This is a genomic window from Nocardia suismassiliense (assembly GCF_900269665.1).
GTDB classification, from domain to species: Bacteria; Actinomycetota; Actinomycetes; order Mycobacteriales; family Mycobacteriaceae; genus Nocardia; species Nocardia suismassiliense.
This window is the reverse complement of the sequence record NZ_LT985361.1, coordinates 8,721,797-8,738,820: the sequence shown is the minus strand read 5'-3', so window position 1 is coordinate 8,738,820 and position 17,024 is coordinate 8,721,797. Positions and strand designations below refer to the sequence as shown.

The 17,024-nt window shown below is 66.3% G+C and carries 20 protein-coding genes and 4 tRNA genes; 17 read left to right on the top strand and 7 right to left on the bottom strand.

Annotated elements, in window-relative coordinates; genetic code table 11:
* Positions 1-59: 59 nt before the first annotated feature.
* The gene (locus tag DBO33_RS39125) at positions 60-1,199 is read right to left on the bottom strand and encodes a glycosyltransferase family 4 protein (protein WP_107659512.1); all 1,140 of its coding nucleotides are present in this window, start codon (positions 1,197-1,199) and stop codon (positions 60-62) included.
* 99 nt (positions 1,200-1,298) lie between these two features.
* A complete protein-coding gene (locus tag DBO33_RS39120; protein WP_107659511.1) occupies positions 1,299-1,751 on the bottom strand; it encodes a DUF3592 domain-containing protein in 453 nt (150 codons plus the stop codon).
* A 39-nt stretch (positions 1,752-1,790) separates the two neighbouring features.
* Here DBO33_RS39120 and DBO33_RS39115 point away from each other — a divergent pair, with 39 nt between their 5' ends.
* Complete coding sequence (locus DBO33_RS39115; RefSeq protein ID WP_107659510.1) at positions 1,791-2,297, top strand: DUF2505 domain-containing protein; 507 nt, start codon at positions 1,791-1,793, stop codon at positions 2,295-2,297.
* Between the two features lie 59 nt (positions 2,298-2,356).
* Here DBO33_RS39115 and DBO33_RS39110 read toward each other — a convergent pair whose 3' ends face one another.
* Complete coding sequence (locus DBO33_RS39110; RefSeq protein ID WP_107659509.1) at positions 2,357-2,794, bottom strand: VOC family protein; 438 nt, start codon at positions 2,792-2,794, stop codon at positions 2,357-2,359.
* Positions 2,795-2,896: 102 nt separating this feature from the next.
* On the opposite strand from DBO33_RS39110, the gene DBO33_RS39105 reads away from it, so the two are divergent.
* Positions 2,897-3,469 carry a PadR family transcriptional regulator gene (locus tag DBO33_RS39105; RefSeq protein ID WP_107659508.1) on the top strand — a complete coding sequence of 191 codons (573 nt, stop codon included), beginning with the start codon at positions 2,897-2,899 and terminating at the stop codon, positions 3,467-3,469.
* 11 nt (positions 3,470-3,480) lie between these two features.
* Entirely contained in the window at positions 3,481-3,930 is a 450-nt protein-coding gene (locus DBO33_RS39100; protein ID WP_107660978.1) for a PNPOx family protein, read from the top strand.
* Here DBO33_RS39100 and DBO33_RS39095 read toward each other — a convergent pair.
* Both DBO33_RS39095 and DBO33_RS39090 read right to left on the bottom strand, forming a co-directional pair.
* The gene (locus DBO33_RS39095) at positions 3,927-4,355 is read right to left on the bottom strand and encodes a helix-turn-helix transcriptional regulator (protein ID WP_107659507.1); all 429 of its coding nucleotides are present in this window, start codon (positions 4,353-4,355) and stop codon (positions 3,927-3,929) included. The two genes, DBO33_RS39100 and DBO33_RS39095, sit on opposite strands and share 4 nt — an antisense overlap.
* Positions 4,356-4,443: 88 nt before the next feature.
* Complete coding sequence (locus DBO33_RS39090; RefSeq protein WP_107659506.1) at positions 4,444-5,709, bottom strand: geranylgeranyl reductase family protein; 1,266 nt, start codon at positions 5,707-5,709, stop codon at positions 4,444-4,446.
* Between the two features lie 194 nt (positions 5,710-5,903).
* Between DBO33_RS39090 and DBO33_RS39085 the strand changes: the two genes are divergently transcribed.
* Both DBO33_RS39085 and htpX read left to right on the top strand, forming a co-directional pair.
* The gene (locus tag DBO33_RS39085) at positions 5,904-6,926 is read left to right on the top strand and encodes a polyprenyl synthetase family protein (RefSeq protein WP_107659505.1); all 1,023 of its coding nucleotides are present in this window, start codon (positions 5,904-5,906) and stop codon (positions 6,924-6,926) included.
* Between the two features lie 82 nt (positions 6,927-7,008).
* The gene (gene htpX, locus DBO33_RS39080; RefSeq protein ID WP_107659504.1) at positions 7,009-7,887 is read left to right on the top strand and encodes a zinc metalloprotease HtpX; all 879 of its coding nucleotides are present in this window, start codon (positions 7,009-7,011) and stop codon (positions 7,885-7,887) included.
* An 8-nt stretch (positions 7,888-7,895) separates the two neighbouring features.
* Here htpX and DBO33_RS39075 read toward each other — a convergent pair whose 3' ends face one another.
* Positions 7,896-8,387, bottom strand: a complete 492-nt coding sequence (locus tag DBO33_RS39075) for a YajQ family cyclic di-GMP-binding protein (protein ID WP_135233588.1) — start codon at positions 8,385-8,387, stop codon at positions 7,896-7,898.
* Positions 8,388-8,553: 166 nt separating this feature from the next.
* Here DBO33_RS39075 and DBO33_RS39070 point away from each other — a divergent pair.
* From DBO33_RS39070 to DBO33_RS39020, 11 genes are all read left to right on the top strand, one after another.
* A tRNA-Tyr gene (locus DBO33_RS39070) sits at positions 8,554-8,636 on the top strand.
* Between the two features lie 211 nt (positions 8,637-8,847).
* Positions 8,848-8,920: transfer RNA gene (locus DBO33_RS39065), tRNA-Thr, on the top strand.
* Positions 8,921-9,012: 92 nt separating this feature from the next.
* Positions 9,013-9,088 (top strand) — tRNA-Met (locus DBO33_RS39060).
* 42 nt (positions 9,089-9,130) lie between these two features.
* On the top strand, positions 9,131-9,301 hold the full coding sequence (gene rpmG, locus DBO33_RS39055) for a 50S ribosomal protein L33 (RefSeq protein WP_014988500.1): 171 nt from the start codon (positions 9,131-9,133) through the stop codon (positions 9,299-9,301).
* Between the two features lie 270 nt (positions 9,302-9,571).
* The gene (locus tag DBO33_RS39050) at positions 9,572-10,633 is read left to right on the top strand and encodes a fused (3R)-hydroxyacyl-ACP dehydratase subunits HadA/HadB (protein WP_107660977.1); all 1,062 of its coding nucleotides are present in this window, start codon (positions 9,572-9,574) and stop codon (positions 10,631-10,633) included.
* 303 nt (positions 10,634-10,936) lie between these two features.
* Positions 10,937-11,009 (top strand) — tRNA-Trp (locus DBO33_RS39045).
* A 67-nt stretch (positions 11,010-11,076) separates the two neighbouring features.
* Complete coding sequence (gene secE, locus DBO33_RS39040) at positions 11,077-11,469, top strand: preprotein translocase subunit SecE (RefSeq protein WP_159080734.1); 393 nt, start codon at positions 11,077-11,079, stop codon at positions 11,467-11,469.
* Between the two features lie 118 nt (positions 11,470-11,587).
* Entirely contained in the window at positions 11,588-12,385 is a 798-nt protein-coding gene (gene nusG / locus DBO33_RS39035; RefSeq protein ID WP_371865773.1) for a transcription termination/antitermination protein NusG, read from the top strand.
* Between the two features lie 96 nt (positions 12,386-12,481).
* Complete coding sequence (gene rplK / locus DBO33_RS39030) at positions 12,482-12,916, top strand: 50S ribosomal protein L11 (RefSeq protein WP_107659500.1); 435 nt, start codon at positions 12,482-12,484, stop codon at positions 12,914-12,916.
* A gap of 77 nt (positions 12,917-12,993) precedes the next feature.
* On the top strand, positions 12,994-13,707 hold the full coding sequence (gene rplA / locus DBO33_RS39025) for a 50S ribosomal protein L1 (RefSeq protein WP_107659499.1): 714 nt from the start codon (positions 12,994-12,996) through the stop codon (positions 13,705-13,707).
* A gap of 106 nt (positions 13,708-13,813) precedes the next feature.
* Positions 13,814-14,344 (top strand): NADPH-dependent FMN reductase, encoded by a 531-nt coding sequence (locus DBO33_RS39020; RefSeq protein WP_199856892.1) that lies wholly within the window; start codon positions 13,814-13,816, stop codon positions 14,342-14,344.
* Between the two features lie 51 nt (positions 14,345-14,395).
* Here DBO33_RS39020 and DBO33_RS39015 read toward each other — a convergent pair whose 3' ends face one another.
* Positions 14,396-16,018 (bottom strand): MFS transporter, encoded by a 1,623-nt coding sequence (locus tag DBO33_RS39015; RefSeq protein ID WP_107659497.1) that lies wholly within the window; start codon positions 16,016-16,018, stop codon positions 14,396-14,398.
* Positions 16,019-16,430: 412 nt separating this feature from the next.
* Between DBO33_RS39015 and rplJ the strand changes: the two genes are divergently transcribed.
* Positions 16,431-16,979 carry a 50S ribosomal protein L10 gene (gene rplJ, locus DBO33_RS39010; protein WP_107659496.1) on the top strand — a complete coding sequence of 183 codons (549 nt, stop codon included), beginning with the start codon at positions 16,431-16,433 and terminating at the stop codon, positions 16,977-16,979.
* Positions 16,980-17,024: the final 45 nt, after the last annotated feature.

Below are 17,024 nucleotides of genomic sequence, written 5' to 3'. Positions count from 1 at the left end.
AGGTAGGGAGATTGTTCGATCACATCGCGCCGCGTTCGGCCGTTCGGACCGGCCCGGCGTTATGCCGTATGCGGTAGCCGCATTCGGTTACCGGTCACGTCCGCGTAGTGCCCCATCAGTTCGGTGCAGATCGCCGGCCAGGTGCGGTGCAGCACCGATTTACGTGCGGCCCCGGCGAATCGGGCCCGCAGCACCGGGTCGTGCAGTGCCCCAACGGCACTCGGCAACAGTTCGGTGAAACGGTCGACCGGGAGCAGATAACCGTTGCGACAGTGCGCGATCAGGTCGCGCGGCCCGCCCGCGTCGGGGCCGATCACCGGGATGCCGGAGGCGAGCGCTTCCTGCACACCCTGACAGAAGGTTTCGTGCTCGCCCGCGTGCACCATCACGTCCAGGCTCGCGTACGCCTCGGCCAGGGTGTTGCCGCCGAGCTCGCCGGTGAACACGGCGGTCGGCATCATCCGGGCGAGCCGGTCGCGTTCCGGCCCGTCGCCGACGATCACCAACTGGATATCCGGGTCGTTCGCCAGCACCGCGAGCCGCTCGACGTGCTTCTCCGGCGCCAGCCGTCCGACGAAGCCGACCACCAGCTTGTCGCCGTCGAGCCAGGAGTCACGCAGTTCCGTGCGACGGGCCTGCGGGGTGAACCGCGCGATGTCCACGCCTCGACCCCACCGGTGCACGCGCGGAATACCGTGCTGCGCCAGATCTTCGGCGGCCGCCCGCGACGGCGCCAATGTCCTGGTCGCGCCCTCGTGGATGCGCCGCGTCCAGGCCCAGGCCGCCCGGCTGGCCAGCGCCAGCCCGTAGCTCTTGGCGAATCCGGCGACGTCGGTCTGGTACACCGCCACTGTGGGCAGATCCAGCCGCATGGCCGCGGCGAGACCGCCGGCCCCGAGCAGGAACGGCGAGGCCAGATGCACCACGTCGGCGTCGAAATCCTCGATGGCCGAGACGATGCCCGGCTGCGGCAGTCCCACCGGCAGCGAACTGATCTTCGGCACCATCACCGCGGGCACTCGATGCACCCGGAACCGCTCGTGCCAGCGCGCGGCGGGGGCCAGCCCGCGCGTGGTGTCCGGCGCGATGATCAGGGCGTCGTGGCCGTGCCGATCCAGGTGATCGAGCACCCGGAGCACGGAGTTGACGACGCCGTTCATATTCGGCAGAAACGACTCGGCAACGATCGCTACACGCACTCTCTCAGGTTGACGGCCGGATCGCGCCGTCTCGCCACGCATGCGTGAAGGACACCTAAAGATCGAGCGAACTCCTCGGGCCGACCCCGGCTCGGTAGTTCAGCTCGCGCTCGGCCGCCGCCTGCTGAGCCGAATCAGCAGCCACAGCGTAGGCAGGGCGATCAGCCACACCACGACGATCACCGACAGCGCGGGTGGGATGGCGACGCGCACATCGCGCCCCTCCACCCGCACCAGATCGGGGTCCGCGCGGTTGTATTCGACCCGGATGCGCTCACCCGCGGTGAGGTTGGTCGGGTACAGCACGCCGACCTTCGGATTGTGTGTCTCACCATCGGGGGTCACGTACATGACCGCGGAGCGCAGCCGGCCTGCGGAGAGCACCTCGGCGCTGGCCACGCCCTTGTCCGAGCTGATCAGGTAGTCGTTGCGCCAGGCGGCCAGCACCAGGAGCACGACGAGCACGCTGATCACCGTGGCAGCCGTGAGCACGCCGATTCTGGCCCGCCGCAGGCGGATCGATCGCCGATCAGACTGCGTGGTTTCCAACACCGCAACAGGCTACCGATCGACTGGACTACCGTGTCGCGCATGTCCCGAAAATTCAGCTTCACCGTGCCTTACACCGTCCCGGTCGAAGATCTTCACCGGGCACTTACCGACGAGAAAGTCTGGCAGGCGCGTTTCGCCGACGCCGAGACCGCGACCTTGGACCTCTCGCATCCCGAGGGCGAGGGCACCATCCGCATCCACATGACCGAAAAGGCCGCGCAGGACAAGATTCCCAGCGTGGTGAGCAAGGTGCTCAAGAGCGAGCTCATGCTCTCGCGCACCGACAACTGGCAGGCGCTCACCGGCGAGGTCGCCAAGGGCACCTTCGAGGGCGAGACCGGCGGCATCGCCACCGAGATGTCGGGCACCTACGAAATGCGCTCGACCGCCGAGGGTTCCGAGATCGAGGTGGTCGGCACCGTGCAGGTGAAGGTGCCGCTGGTCGGCGGCGCCATCGAGCCGCTCGCCGAGCAGCTGCACCATCGGGTGCTCAACAGCGAGCGCAAGTTCATCGAGGAGTGGGTCGCCGCGCAGGCGACTGCCTGACCCACCGCAGAACCTGCACCCGTCGTCCCGGCAGCTAGCCCGGGACGACGGGTTTCGTTTTATTTGAAGTCCTCCGGGGAGTACTCCTTCTGCTCCACCAGCACCAGCCAGTTCCCGGAGTTGTCCCGGACGATGGCCTCGGTGCCGTAAGGCCGTTCGGCGGGCGGCTGCACGAACTCGACGCCCTTGGCGGTGAGCTCCTCGAAGGTCTTCTGGCAGTTCTCGGTGCGCAGGCCGAGCGCGCCGTGCGTGCCGTTCGCGAGGGCGCGGCGGATGGCCTCGGCCAGGTTGTCGTCCAGTGGCGGGCCGGGGATCATCAGGCCGATCTCCAGCTCCGGGTGCTGTGGGTGCGCGATGGTGACCCAGCGGAACCCGTTGTCGCCCATGGTGATGTCGGCGACCTCGACGAAGCCCAGCTTGTCGATGTACCACTGCTTCGATTCGGTTTGGTCCGTGACGTACACGGTGACCAGCGAGACGTTCGTGATCGTTGTCATGCGGCAAGGCTATGGCGGCTCCTCGACCGGATGCTTCTCGGAAATTGCGGTCTTCGCGGTATAGTCGAGTTCGGTTATTCGAGTTCGAATATTTGGAGCGTGATGGCGGCACAGCGAGCCCGCAGAACTCCCTTGGCACTGGCCGTTCTGAGCCTGCTCAACGAGCGCCCCATGCACCCCTACGAGATGCAGGCGCTCATCAAGGACCGCCACGTCGGCCGGGTGGTGCGGATGCGCGGCGGATCCGTCTACGACACCGTCGCCCGGCTGGCCGCGAGCGGACTGATCGAGCCGGTGGGCACCAGCCGGGCCGGTGCGCGCCCGGAACGCACCAGTTACGAAATCACCGCCACCGGACGCGGCGAACTCGATTCGCTGCTCGATGAATATCTCGCCGAGCCGATCAACGAATACCCGCGCTTCCCGGCCGGTCTCGCGCACATCCTCAACCTGGCACCGGAGCGCGCGGCCGAACTGCTGGCCCGGCGGGCCGCGGCCTTGCGCGCCGCCACGGCCGAGCTGACCGCCGACCTGGCTGCGGCGCAGGCGACCGGAATTCCGGAAATCGTCCTGATCGAGGGCGAACTGCAACGCGAACTACTCGACACCGAATTGCGGTGGGTAGAGCGCGCCGCACGACGGATCGGCGACGGCGATCTGCCATGGCCGACCTGAAAGGAGTTGTCATGGAAACGAAACTGGGCCTGCCCGGCTGGCTGAAACCGATGAACCGGGTCGTGATCACGCTGAACCGACTGGGGTTAACGATCGGCACGATGCGGGTGCTCTCGGTGCCCGGCAGGGCCTCCGGCGAGCTACGGACCACTCCGGTCTCACCGCTGACCGTGCGTGGTGCGCGCTACGTCGTCGGTCACGGCAAGGCCGAGTGGGTGCGCAACGCGCGCAAAAGCCACTGGGGCATCCTGGCTGAGGGCCGCAAACGCCACCGCGTCGACCTGATCGAACTGCCCGCCGAGGAACGCGCCGCGATCCTGCGCGAATTCCCGCGCGAGGTGCCGCACGGTGTGCCGTTCTTCATCAAGCTCGGCTTGGTCGAGTCCGCCGACCCCGACGAGTTCGCGGCAGCGGCCCCGCGCTGCGCGGTGTTCCGCATCGAGAACCCCACGCCGGCTTAGCTATCGCGCTTCCGGTCGCTGAGCCCGTGCATGAACACGAAACACCCCGGAATGCGCGGCGCCCCATCGGCGAACTTGGCCTGATACTCCGAGGGTGAGACGCCGACCAGCTGGCGGAATTTGCTGCTGAACGAGCCGAGGCTGCTGTAGCCGACCAGCATGCACACCTCGGTCACCGTGACATTGGTGGAGCGCAGCAGATCCTGCGCGCGCTCGATCCGCCGCTCCGCCAGGTACGCGGCCGGCGTCAGCCCGTAGACCGCGGCGAACGCCCGCAGGAAGTGATATTTGGAAACCCCTGCGGCAGCGGCCAATTCATCGAGACGGAGCGGATCGGCATACTGCCGATCCGCGAGGTCGCGGGCCCGCCGTAGATGCGGCAGCAAATACAACGCGGGTAAGCCACCTGCTGGTTGTGCACCCATGGCTGAAACCTGTCGTCACGAGGGCAAAGGCAGGCTCAGCCTACCGGTCGCTCATGCCGCCGACTCAGGGAAAGCGCAGGTCTGGGGATCAGGAGAAGGGCGGCAGGTCGTCGGCGCGCATCGACATCCGCCCCGCTGCCCGCCAGGCCCGCGCGGTCAGATCCACATCCTCGTCGGTCACCAGGTTGCCCATCACCCGGACCGCGGTGCGCTGCAGGTACTTCGACCGCATCACCGGCGGCCCGCCGATCGGCACCATGCGCGGATGGGTGGCCAGTCCGGCGATCCGCCGCGCCACCGAGAAGGTCCGCCCGTACTTCTTGCGCAGCAGCTCGGGCCAGATGCGGGTGAGGTCCGGTTCGTCCAGCAACCCGGCCAGCATGTGCCCACCCTCCAGGCCGTAGTCGATGCCCTCGCCGTTCAACGGGTTCACACAGCCCGCGGCATCACCGACCAGCACCCAGTTGCGGCCCGCCACATTCGACACCGCACCGCCCATCGGCAGCAGCGCCGAGGCCACCGCGCGCAGCGAACCCTCGAACTCCCATTCGTCGAAGCGCAGCTTCGTATAGTGCTCCAGCAGCGGCTTCAGCGCGATATGCGACGGGCGCTGCTCGGTGGCCAGCGAGCCGACCCCGATATTGACCTCGCCGTTGCCCAGCGGGAAGACCCAGCCGTAGCCGGGGACCAGCACGTTGTCGGCGTCGCGCAGCTCGAGATGCGAGGTGATCCACTGGTCGTCGCTGCGGCCGGACTTGATGTAGGCGCGGGCCGCCGTGCCGTAGGCGTACTGCCGATGCCAGGTGCGGCCGAGCAGGCGTCCGATCGGCGAACGCACCCCGTCGGCGACGATGAGCGTCGTGCAGCCGATGGTGTGCGTGCCGGTCGCGGTTCGCACCGTCACACCGGTGACCCGGTCGCCGTCGCGGGTGACATCGACCACTTTGCTGCCGTCGATCATCCGCGCGCCGGACTTCACCGCGGTCTCGCGCAGCTTGTCGTCGAGTTCGGTTCGTGGGACGGCACTTCCGTATGTCGGGAACGATCCGGCGGGCCAGGGCAGCAGGGCCTCCCTGCCGAAGCCGGTCATCCGCAAACCGTGGTTGACGGTGTGCGCGCGCAGCCAATCGCCGAGCCCGAGGTGTTCCAGCTCGGCCGTCGCGCGCGGGGTCAGCCCATCGCCGCAGGTCTTGTCCCTGGGGAAGACGGCGGAGTCGAGCAGCACCACGTCGCGCCCGGCCCGCGCGGCCCAGGCGGCCGCGGCCGATCCGGCCGGACCGGCACCGACGACCAGGACCTCGGCCCTGCTGGGCAGCGCGTCCCCGCCCGCGGGAGTGACTTCCGGTGAACCCATGCGCTCAATACTTGCAGGGCAATCTTGTTCGTGTCGACGGCGGGCGCGTCAGCCGCCACGCGGGTCGGCGCGGCGCGCGGAAAATGGTGTGCGAAAGTGTCTGATACACCGCATAGTGACGGTGTTCATGGGCCATCCGCTGGGGACACGCTAGGTTCTCTATCGTGGGGTCGGACGGATCGGTGGGAGAAGAAATGAGCACATCGGCTGTGAAGGACGAGAGCACCGTGGTGGCCGGGGTCGATCTCGTCGACACCGAACTCGCGGCGACCGTGCGCAACGGCCTGGAAGAGGTCGAGAAGCTCCTGGTCGACGAGCTGTCCGACGGCGAAGACTTCCTGCAGGAGGCGGCGCTGCACCTGGCGAAAGCCGGCGGCAAGCGGTTCCGTCCGCTGTTCACCATCCTCACCGGCCAGCTCGGCCCGAACCCGACCGATCCCGCGCTGATCACCGCGGGCACCGTTGTCGAACTCGTGCACCTGGCCACGCTGTACCACGACGACGTGATGGACGAGGCCACCATGCGCCGCGGCGCCCCGAGCGTGAACTCGCGCTGGGGCAACAACATCGCGATCCTGGCCGGCGACTACCTGTTCGCCCACGCCTCCCGGCTCACCTCGACGCTGGGCCCCGATGCGGTCCGCATCATCGCCGAAACCTTCGCCGAACTGGTCACCGGCCAGATGCGCGAGACCATGGGCGCCCGCGAATCCCAGGACCCGGTCGAGCACTACCTGCGCGTCGTCTGGGAGAAGACCGGGTCGCTGATCGCGGCCGCCGGTCGCTTCGGCGGCACCTTCTCCGGCGCGGGCACCGAGCACGTCGAGCGGCTGGCCCGCCTCGGTGACGCGGTCGGCACCGCCTTCCAGATCTCCGATGACATCATCGACATCTCCTCGGCCGCCGAGCAGTCCGGTAAGACCCCCGGCACCGACCTGCGCGAGGGCGTGCACACGCTGCCGGTGCTGTACGCGCTGCGCGACGAGGGCGCCGACGGCGACCGCCTGCGCAAACTGCTCGCCAACCCGCTGCAAACCGACGCCGAGGTCGAGGAAGCCCTCGACCTGCTGTCCCGCTCGCACGGCATGGTGCTGGCCAAGGAGAAGCTGCAAGGCTTCGCCGACATCGCGCACGCCGAACTCTCCGCGCTGCCCGCCGGACCCGCCAACGACGCCCTCGAACACCTCGTGCGCTACACGATCGAGCGCGTCGGCTGAGTTCAGCAGGAACTTTGCTTCGTGCTTCTATCGTTGACCCGTTGTCAACACTCAACGTTCGGGGGAGTGGGCAAGGAGACCGATGCACGGGCACGGGTACGCGAATGGGTTGAAGACCTTCGGACTGATGGTCGGCCTGTCGGCCTTGATCGTGCTCGCCGGCGCGGCGTTCCGCAGCCCGACGATCCTGATCATCGCCATCCTGCTCGCCGTCGGCATGAACGCATACGCGTACTTCAACAGCGACAAACTCGCGTTGAAGGCGATGCACGCGCAACCGGTCAGCGAGCTGGAAGCGCCGGTGATCTACCGGATCGTGCGTGAGCTGGCGACCACCGCGCGCCAGCCGATGCCGCGGCTCTACATCAGCCCGACCAACGCCCCCAACGCCTTTGCCACCGGCCGCAGTCCCCGGCACGCCGCGGTCTGCTGTACCAGCGGCATCCTGCAGATCCTGGACGAGCGGGAGCTACGGGCCGTGCTCGGCCACGAGCTATCGCACGTCTACAACCGCGACATCCTGATCTCGTCGGTCGCAGGCGCGCTCGCCGCGGTCATCTCCGGCCTGGCCAACCTGGCCTTCTTCGCCTCCGCGTTCGGCGGCAATCGCAACGGCGAAGGCCCGAACATGCTCGGCGTGCTGCTCGTTTCGCTGCTCGGGCCGATCGCGGCGAGCCTGATCAAGCTGGCCGTCTCCCGCTCCCGCGAATATCAGGCGGACCAGTCCGGCGCCGAACTCACCGGCGACCCGCTCGCCCTCGCCTCGGCGCTGCGCAAACTGGAGCGCGGCGTGCAAGCCGCCCCGTTGCCGCCTGAGCCGCAATTGACCGCCCAGTCACACCTGATGATCGCCAACCCGTTCCGAGCGGGCGAGCGTGCCGCCCGCTGGTTCTCCACGCACCCCCCGATGGCCGAGCGCATCGCTCGCCTGGAGGAAATGGCGGGCGGCCCGAAGCCCTAGGCCACTCGCTAGCGGTAGTTGACGAACTGCAGGGCGATGCCGAAATCCTCGCCCTTCAGCAGCGAGATGACGGCCTGCAGGTCGTCGCGCTTCTTGCTGCTCACCCGCAGTTCCTCACCCTGGATCTGCGCCTTCACGCCCTTCGGGCCCTCGTCGCGGATCTTCTTGGTGATCTTTTTCGCATGCTCGGTGTCGATGCCCTGCACCAGTGTTCCGGTGATCTTGTAGGTCTTGCCGGAGGCGACCGGCTCGCCGGCGTCGAACGCCTTGAGCGAGATGTCGCGGCGAATCAGCTTCTCCTTGAACACCTCCAGCGCCGCCTTGACCCGCTCCTCGGCCTCGGCCGTCAGCACGATCTTGTCCTCGCCGGACCACTCGATGGCCGCGCCGGTGCCACGGAAGTCGTACCGGGTGGTCAGCTCCTTCTCGGCCTGGTGCAGGGCGTTGTCGACCTCCTGACGTTCGACCTTGCTGACGACATCGAATGACGAATCGGCCACACTTCGCTCCTGTCCTGGCGGTCTAACTGCTCGCTCGACCGGTTGATCGGTCACGTTAGTTGTACCCCGGAGCGTGACCGTAGTCCCGCCGCATGGCCGATGGCCAGCCGGTTTGCAATCAGGGCGGGGGGTGGATGTATTCTGCTTTTCGCGCCGAGAGCGCGACGGCAGATTGCCCGAGCGGCCAATGGGAGCGGACTGTAAATCCGTCGGCGAAAGCCTACGTAGGTTCGAATCCTACATCTGCCACCCGGAACCCCCGTGGATCGACTTCGATCCGCGGGGGTTTCGTGCTTACCGGGTCCGCCGGCCGCTCTCGATGCCGTGCTCGGCCCGGATGATCTCCGGAAAAAGGCTCCTGACCACCCGGTTTGGAGCTCTGACCGTTGGGTGTGTAACCTCGTTCAAGACTTCGCCGCGCCGGGGTCCAACGTTCTAGTCCTGGTGCGGAAGTAGTCATGCCCCCTTAGCTCAGTCGGCAGAGCGTTTCCATGGTAAGGAAAAGGTCAACGGTTCGATTCCGTTAGGGGGCTCGCCGGATTGCCGGTGGTGACCGACTCGGCATCGCATATAGTTTCCACTCTGGTGGAAGCCGGGGCGCCGCACCACAGCAATGCGACCCCGTGGCGGTGTAGCTCAGTCGGTAGAGCAAACGACTCATAATCGTTGTGTCGCCGGTTCAAGTCCGGCCATCGCTACCAAAACCGATCAGACCAACTGGTTGACCCGAAAGAAGGAATATCGTGGCCGCGAAGTCCACCGATGTCCGGCCAAAGATCACCTTGGCCTGCGAGCAGTGCAAGCACCGCAACTACATCACCAAGAAGAACCGGCGCAACGACCCGGATCGGCTGGAACTCAAGAAGTTCTGCCCGAACTGCGGCACGCACCGGGGACACAAAGAATCCCGCTAGTCCGCCACGCGTGATGCTGCCGCGTGGATCGGCGCTGGGAGTTTGATTGCTCCCGGCAATCTCGGATCGTGACAGTGCGAGGGCCGGACGTTTGTCCGGCCCTGACGCATTTTCGCGGTCGGGTGCGGTAGGTGAGCGAGCAATAGCGAGGGAACGAGAGTCACAGCCGCCACTGCGGTCACGACGGAAGCCGCGCGCTAGCGAGGCCCGCTCGTGAACGCTCCGCCGACTCCGGGCTCGGGGTCAGATAGGTACAGTCCTCCCGTGACAATCAACACCGGTACAGACGAAGCGGTTCAGGCGGTCGAGACCTTCGACCCCGCGGCGCACGCGGCCTCGATGGTCGGTCACCACTACCGCGTCGACGACTACTACGAGGTCGGCCGCGAGAAGGTGCGCGAATACGCGCGCGCCGTGCAGGACTACCACCCGGTGCACTGGGACGAGGACCTCGCGCAGGAGTACGGCTACGACGGCCTGCTCGCGCCGCTGACCTTCATCTCCCTGGTCGGCATTCTGGCCCAGCGCAAGCTCTTCGAGCAGATTGTCACCGGCTACGACCTGAGCCAGATTCTGCAGACCGACCAGATCCTGGAGTTCCACCGGCCGATCAAGGTCGGCGACCAGCTGGTCTGCGATGTCTACCTGCACTCGTTCCGGCAGGCCTTCGGCGGCGACATCATCGTCACCAAGAACATCGTCACCGCGCAGAACGACGAGCTGGTGCTCACCACCTACACCACGCTCATCGGCCGCAGCGGCGGCGACATCGACCCGAACCTCAACGACACCGTGCGCAACGTGCTGATGCACGGCATCGGCGAGGACGCACCGGACCACAAGCCGCGCGCCAATGTCGTTGCCGCGCCGGTGCAGCCGGCCACGGTGCCCGAGATCACGCCGAGCAAGCATGCGATCAGCTTCGACGACATCGCGGTCGGCGACGAACTGCCCGCCCGCATCGTCCGGCTCACCCGCGGCGACCTGGTGAACTACGCCGGTGTCTCCGGCGACGCCAACCCGATCCACTGGAGCGACGAGGTCATCAAGCTCGTCGGCCTGGACAACGTGGTCGCGCACGGCATGCTCACCATGGGCCTCGGCGGCGGCTTCGTCACCTCCTGGCTCGGCGATCCCGGCGCGGTCAAGGAGTACAACGTCCGCTTCACCAGCCCGGTCTACGTCGGCACCGACGAGGCCGCCGAGATCGAGTACACCGGTAAAGTGAAGTCGGTGGATCCGGAGACGCGGACCGCGGTCGTCGCCATCGTGGCGAAGTCGGCGGGGCGCAAGATCTTCGGGCGCGCGACGGCAACCGTGCAACTGGCCTGAGAGGATCAGGCCCGGAGGCGGTAGCTTGCGTGACCATGCAGGGCCCCGATCAGGCCAACTGGATACAGCCTGACCTGGTCGCCTGACCCTGATTGGCTATCGACGCGGGCGGTAACGTACACTCGGATTTCTGGGGTCACCAGCCGCTGCGCGCTGCTCTGTAGGGCTGGTTCCAGGTGAAGCCGTCAAGGTTTCGCCCACGGGGCCGGCGACTGCGAAAGCAGCGCGCGTGTCATGTGGTGGCACCGGAGTTCTACAACTGAATACCGAACAGTGGTTGGACAGCCGATACGGTCCAGCCGAAGGGGCGTAGCTCAACTGGCAGAGCAGCGGTCTCCAAAACCGCAGGTTGCAGGTTCAAGTCCTGTCGCCCCTGCCTTTCCGCAGCGACTGCATGCAGGTCGCTCGAAAAGAACCAGCATGCCAGCGACGAAAGGATCGACGTGGTCGACGAGCGGGATTCTCGCCACGGCGCGCATGCGACCGACGACGGCGATGACACCGCCGCGGTGGCCCGGCCGAGCGGCAAGCGTTCCGCCCGGCGGACTCGCGGTGCGTCGTCCGACACAGGTTCGATCGCCACACTCGATCGGCCTTCGTCGCGCAAGGCAGCCAAGACCGATCGGGCCGAACGCACGAAGACGGCTAATCCGTTCAAGCGTTTGATCAAGTTCCTGCGTGAAGTAGTCGCGGAACTGCGCAAGGTGATCTGGCCCAACCGGAAGCAGATGGTCACCTATACGAGCGTTGTTCTGGTGTTCGTGATCTTCATGGTCGCGTTCATCAGCGGGTTGGATGTGGCGTTCATCAAGGGTGTCAACTGGCTGTTCGGCTAGAGATCGACGCCGACGCCGCCGGCCGATCCCGGGGCGGACACGGGTGGAGTAGTTCCGCCGCGCGCCCGGCCCCGGCACGCAGAGGATGTACGTGACGACACAGGAAGCGAGTGCCCCAGTGAGCACCCCGGAGAACGACACAAACGAAGAGTTCCCGGTCGAGGACGCGGTGGTGGATCCCACGACCGACGACGCCACGACCGTCGAAGACTCCGAGGACGTGGACTCCGAGGGCGCCGCGTCGGAGATCGACGAGGCCGCTGCGGCCGCTCCGATCGACGAAGAGCCCGCCGACCCGGTCGCGGAAATGAAGGCCGCGCTGCGTCGCGCCCCCGGTGACTGGTACGTCATCCACTCTTACGCCGGTTACGAGAACAAGGTGAAGGCCAACCTCGAGACCCGCGTGCAGAACCTGGACCTCGAGGAGTACATCTTCCAGGTCGAGGTGCCGACCGAAGAGGTCACCGAGATCAAGAACGGCCAGCGCAAGAACGTCAACCGCAAGGTGCTGCCCGGCTACATCCTGGTCCGGATGGAACTCAACGACGAGTCCTGGGGCGCCGTGCGCAACACCCCCGGTGTCACCGGTTTCGTCGGCGCCACCTCGCGCCCGTCGCCGCTGTCCATCGACGACGTGGTGAAGTTCCTGGTCCCCGCCGCCCAGCAGAAGAAGGCCGCCGCCACCGCCGGTGCCGCGGGTTCGGCCGAGTCCGCCGCCGAGTCGGTGTCCAAGCCGACCATCGAGGTCGACTTCGAGGTCGGCGAGTCGGTGACCGTGATGGACGGCCCGTTCGCGACGCTGCCCGCCAGCATCTCCGAGGTCAACGCCGAGCAGCAGAAGCTCAAGGTGCTCGTGTCGATCTTCGGCCGCGAGACCCCGGTCGAGCTCGGCTTCACCCAGGTTGCGAAGATTTAGTCCTGTTACGTGAGCGGCCGACGGCATCCGCCCGGCTGCGGACCGCAACACCAGCACTTGCAAAGAGCAAGGAAAACAGACACCTAGGAAAGAAAGATGCCCCCCAAGAAGAAGAAGCTCGCCGGGATCATCAAGCTTCAGATCCAGGCCGGCCAGGCGAACCCCGCCCCTCCGGTGGGTCCCGCGCTCGGTCAGCACGGCGTCAACATCATGGAGTTCTGCAAGGCGTACAACGCCGCGACCGAGTCGCAGCGTGGCAACGTCATTCCGGTCGAGATCTCGGTCTACGAGGATCGCTCGTTCGACTTCAAGCTGAAGACCCCGCCCGCCGCTCGGCTGCTGCTCAAGGCCGCCGGTGTGCAGAAGGGTTCGGCTGAGCCGCACCGCCTCAAGGTCGCCAAGGTGACCATGGATCAGGTGCGCGAGATCGCCAAGACCAAGCAGGAAGATCTGAACGCCAACGACATCGATCAGGCGGCGAAGATCATCGCGGGTACCGCGCGTTCGATGGGCATCACCGTCGAGGGCTGAGCCTCCGCAGCTCCAGGTGGGAGGGCCGGCCAGGCCCGCAAACCACGGCTGAACCAGACACTTAAGGACAGAGAATTATGGCAAAACGAAGCAAGGCGTATCTCGCCGCGGCCGAGAAGGTCGATCGCGACACCCTGTACTCCCCGCTCGCCGCAGCGCGGCTGGCCAAGGAGACCGCCACCACCAAGACCGACGCGACCGTCGAGGTCGCCGTTCGTCTCGGCGTGGATCCCCGTAAGGCGGACCAGATGGTGCGTGGCACGGTCAACCTGCCGCACGGCACCGGTAAGACCGCCCGCGTCATCGTGTTCGCGGCCGGTGAGAAGGCCGCCGAGGCCGAAGCCGCCGGTGCGGACGCAGTCGGCGCCGAGGACCTGATCGAGCGGATCCAGGGCGGCTGGCTCGAATTCGACGCCGCGATCGCCACCCCGGACCAGATGGCCAAGGTCGGCCGGATCGCGCGTGTCCTCGGACCGCGTGGCCTGATGCCGAACCCGAAGACGGGCACGGTCACCAACGACGTGACCAAGGCCGTCAACGAGATCAAGGGCGGAAAGATCAACTTCCGCGTCGACAAGCAGGCCAACCTGCACTTCGTTATCGGCAAGGCCTCCTTCGACGACGCCAAGCTGGTGGAGAACTACGGTGCCGCGCTGGAGGAGATCCTGCGTGTGAAGCCGTCGACCGCCAAGGGCCGCTACGTCAAGAAGGTGACGGTCTCGACGAACACCGGACCGGGCATCCCGGTGGACCCGAACCGCACCCGCAACCTCCTGGACGAGGACGCGTAAGTAGCACCTGGACAGAGTCCGCAAGGGCGGGAACGCATTACGCGTTCCCGCCCTTGTGCTTTTCCGGTATCGGACTATTTCCAGGTCCGGCATGGTTGGTACAGCGGTGACGGTTGTCCTGCTCATCTCCGGTAGCACTCGCGGTGCGTCGACCAATTCCGCCGCGTTGCGCACAGTGCAGGCGCTCGCGCCGGCCGAGGTCGACGTGCGCTGGTTCGGCGGCCTTGCCGACCTGCCTGCTTTCAACCCGGATTACGACGGCACCGCACATCCGTCGGTTCTCGCACTGCGCGAACAGCTTTCGCAGGCCGACGCGGTGCTGTTCTGCACCCCCGAATACGCGGGCACGCTGCCTGGCAGCCTCAAGAATCTGCTGGACTGGACCGTCGGCAGCGCCGACCTCTACGAAAAGCCCACCGCATGGATCAACGTGGCCGCACCCGACCGGGGTGAAGGGGCCGCCGCGACACTGGCGCTCGTCCTCGGTTACGTGGGTGCCGACGTCGACCCCGACGGTTGTGCCCGGCTGCCGGTCGGCCGGGACGACGTCGGACCGGACGGCTTGGTCGGCACTACCGAATTCCGCAGTGGTGCAATCGAAGCACTGAACAATCTGGTGGCCAGAACAGCGCACTGATACCGGCGAAGGCCGGAACCCTTCCGGATTCCGACCTACGTCCGCGTGCGGTCAGTTGACCGGATCCTCTTGGGGCTCAGCTTCTTTCCGCCACGCGAGCAGGACCGACTCACCCTCCGGCGCACCCCACGGCAGGAATATCGCCACGATCACCGCGCACACCACGACTGCACCCGCCGCGACGAGCGAGGCGGTATGCGAGCCTTCGAGCGCCGCCGTTTTCATTGCCACGATGAGGTTTTCGCGCTGGCTCTCGAAGAACGGTGGCAGTGGGCGCTTGCGGATCTCCAGCACGCTGAGCGGACTGGATTTGACCAGACCCCGCTCGTTCTCGCTCATCAACGTGGTCGGGAGCGCGTCTACCCGCGGGGCGATCCTGGTCGTGTAGTACGACGCCACGATCGAACCGAGCACCGCGACGCCGAGGGTGCCGCCGATCTCGCGGGTGGTGTCGTTGACCGCGGACCCCGCACCCGCCTCGTTGAGCGGCAGCGATCCCATGATCGACTCGGTGGCCGGTCCCTGCACGATGCCGACGCCGAGCGCCATGAACACCATCGAGGGCAGCACATCGGTGAGGTAGGGGCTGTCCACCGTCACCTGCCCGCCCAGATACAACCCGAGCCCGGTGCTCAGCAGCCCGGTCACGATGACCGGCGTCGGCCCGAACCGCTGGGCGAGCAGGGTGGCAATGGGCGCGCCGATCGCTACCGAAAACGCGAAAGGCAATGAGGCGATGCCGAATTCGAGCGGCGTGTATTCCCGCACCCCTTGGAAATACTGGGTGATGAGGAAAAGGAAACCGAACATCGAGAAGTAGCAGATCGCAATCGCCAAGGCGGGCATCGAGAATCGCCGATTGCGGAACAGTGTCATATCGAGAATCGGTGCGGGAGTATGTAATTCCCAGATGATGAACGCGGCCAGCATGGCGACGCCGAGCGCACCGGTGCTCAGTGTCGTACTGGACAGCCAGCCGAAGCGCGGCGCCTCGATGATGGACCACACCACCAGCGTGATGCCCGCGATGGACAGCCCGATACCGGGCAGATCGAGCCTGCCGACCTGGGTGGCCCGGGATTCGGGCACCCAGAGCAGGGTGGCGACGAGCGCGATGAGCGCCAGCGGCACATTGATCCAGAAAACCGAGTGCCAGGTGAAGTGGGCCAGCAGCCAGCCGCCTGAGATCGGCCCGATCGCGATGGCGAACCCGGCCATGGCCGTCCACGCCGCGATGGCGAGGGCCCGTTCGCGTTTGTCGCGGAAGATGTTGATGATCAGCGCCAGCGTCGCCGGGAAGACGGCCGCGGCGAATACGCCCATCGCGGCGCGCGCGGCGATCACGCCACCCATCGAGCCGGACAGCGCGCCCGCGACCGACATGGCGCCCACGCCGACCAGGCCGACCATCATGATCCGGCGGCGGCCGAGCCGGTCGCCGAGGTTGCCGAAGGCGAGCAACAGGCCCGCGAAGGTGAGGGTGTACGCGTCGACGACCCATTGCAGGCCGCTGACGCCGGTTTGCAGCTGCACCCCGATAGAGGGGAGTGCCACGTTCACGATGGTGTTGTCCAGAACGACGAGCAGCTCGGCGAGGCAGATCACGGCCAAGGCGAGAAAGCGCTGGTTACGTCGTTCCAGCAGCACCGGTGGATCGACTATGGAGGTTGCCATAGTCAAGCAGTCAAACAGTAACTGTCACCTTAGGTAACGGCTAAGAGGGGCGATCTCAGCCACATCCGGATAGTGAATGTGATTCGAGACACAACAATTCGAGCGCTGAATGGTCCCGATTCGTCGTGGGAGCACCCCGTTTTGGCAGTTGGGGGTGGGTCCAGGTACATTGGACAACAGTTATCGACTAGTTCGATTCCTACCCAAATCCGTTCTACCGAAGACCGTTGGTCGTCGAGCCCGCATGGGTTCGGTCGAAGGTCCGGCGACATTGCCGGCGGCCCACGCAGGGAGAACCGAGGCCGTGTGATTGTTGTGCGCCCCGGAACGCCTTGCGTCCGGGGCGTTTGTTTTGTCGCCGTCCCCTGACCCGGTAGTTCGTTCGAACCGACCATCAGAGAGGAGGCGAAGTATGGCAAAACCCGAGAAGGTCACTGCGGTCGAGGAGATCGCGGAGCAGTTCAAGAGCTCGACCGCCACCGTGGTCACGGAATACCGTGGTCTGTCGGTCGGCAAGCTCACCGAGCTGCGTCGTGCGCTCGGCGCCGAAGCCACGTACTCCGTCGCCAAGAACACCCTGGTCAAGCGCGCTGCCGCCGAGGCGGGCGTGCAGGGCCTGGACGACTTGTTCGTCGGACCGACCGCGATCACCTTCATCAGTGGTGAGCCGGTTACCGCGGCGAAGGCCCTGAAGACCTTCGCCAAGGACAACAAGGCGCTCATCATCAAGGGCGGCTACATGGACGGCGCACCGCTGTCCGTGTCCGAGGTCGAGAAGATCGCCGACCTGGAGTCCCGCGAGGTCCTGCTGGCCAAGCTGGCCGGTGCGATGAAGGGCAACATGGCCAAGGCCGCCGGTCTGTTCAACGCTCCGGCGTCGCAGGTGGCTCGCCTTGCCGCCGCGCTCGTCGAGAAGAAGCAGGCCGAAGCCGGTGGCGACACCGCCGCTGCCGCTGAATAACCCCGTGCGGGTGATTCGCGCGCGGCTCGCCCTCATAGACAACAA

Excerpts from the sequence above, each read along its gene's own strand:
- DBO33_RS39100 (WP_107660978.1), top strand. The coding sequence starts at position 3,481 with ATGGAAACGAAACTGGGCCTGCCCGGCTGGCTGAAACCGATGAACCGG.
- DBO33_RS39090 (WP_107659506.1), bottom strand. The coding sequence starts at position 5,709 with ATGGGTTCACCGGAAGTCACTCCCGCGGGCGGGGACGCGCTGCCCAGC.
- DBO33_RS39085 (WP_107659505.1), top strand. The coding sequence starts at position 5,904 with ATGAGCACATCGGCTGTGAAGGACGAGAGCACCGTGGTGGCCGGGGTC.
- rplA (WP_107659499.1), top strand. The coding sequence starts at position 12,994 with ATGGCAAAACGAAGCAAGGCGTATCTCGCCGCGGCCGAGAAGGTCGAT.
- rplK (WP_107659500.1), top strand. The coding sequence starts at position 12,482 with ATGCCCCCCAAGAAGAAGAAGCTCGCCGGGATCATCAAGCTTCAGATC.
- DBO33_RS39115 (WP_107659510.1), top strand. The coding sequence starts at position 1,791 with ATGTCCCGAAAATTCAGCTTCACCGTGCCTTACACCGTCCCGGTCGAA.
- DBO33_RS39105 (WP_107659508.1), top strand. The coding sequence starts at position 2,897 with ATGGCGGCACAGCGAGCCCGCAGAACTCCCTTGGCACTGGCCGTTCTG.
- rplJ (WP_107659496.1), top strand. The coding sequence starts at position 16,431 with ATGGCAAAACCCGAGAAGGTCACTGCGGTCGAGGAGATCGCGGAGCAG.
- DBO33_RS39110 (WP_107659509.1), bottom strand. The coding sequence starts at position 2,794 with ATGACAACGATCACGAACGTCTCGCTGGTCACCGTGTACGTCACGGAC.
- DBO33_RS39095 (WP_107659507.1), bottom strand. The coding sequence starts at position 4,355 with ATGGGTGCACAACCAGCAGGTGGCTTACCCGCGTTGTATTTGCTGCCG.
- htpX (WP_107659504.1), top strand. The coding sequence starts at position 7,009 with ATGCACGGGCACGGGTACGCGAATGGGTTGAAGACCTTCGGACTGATG.
- DBO33_RS39015 (WP_107659497.1), bottom strand. The coding sequence starts at position 16,018 with ATGGCAACCTCCATAGTCGATCCACCGGTGCTGCTGGAACGACGTAAC.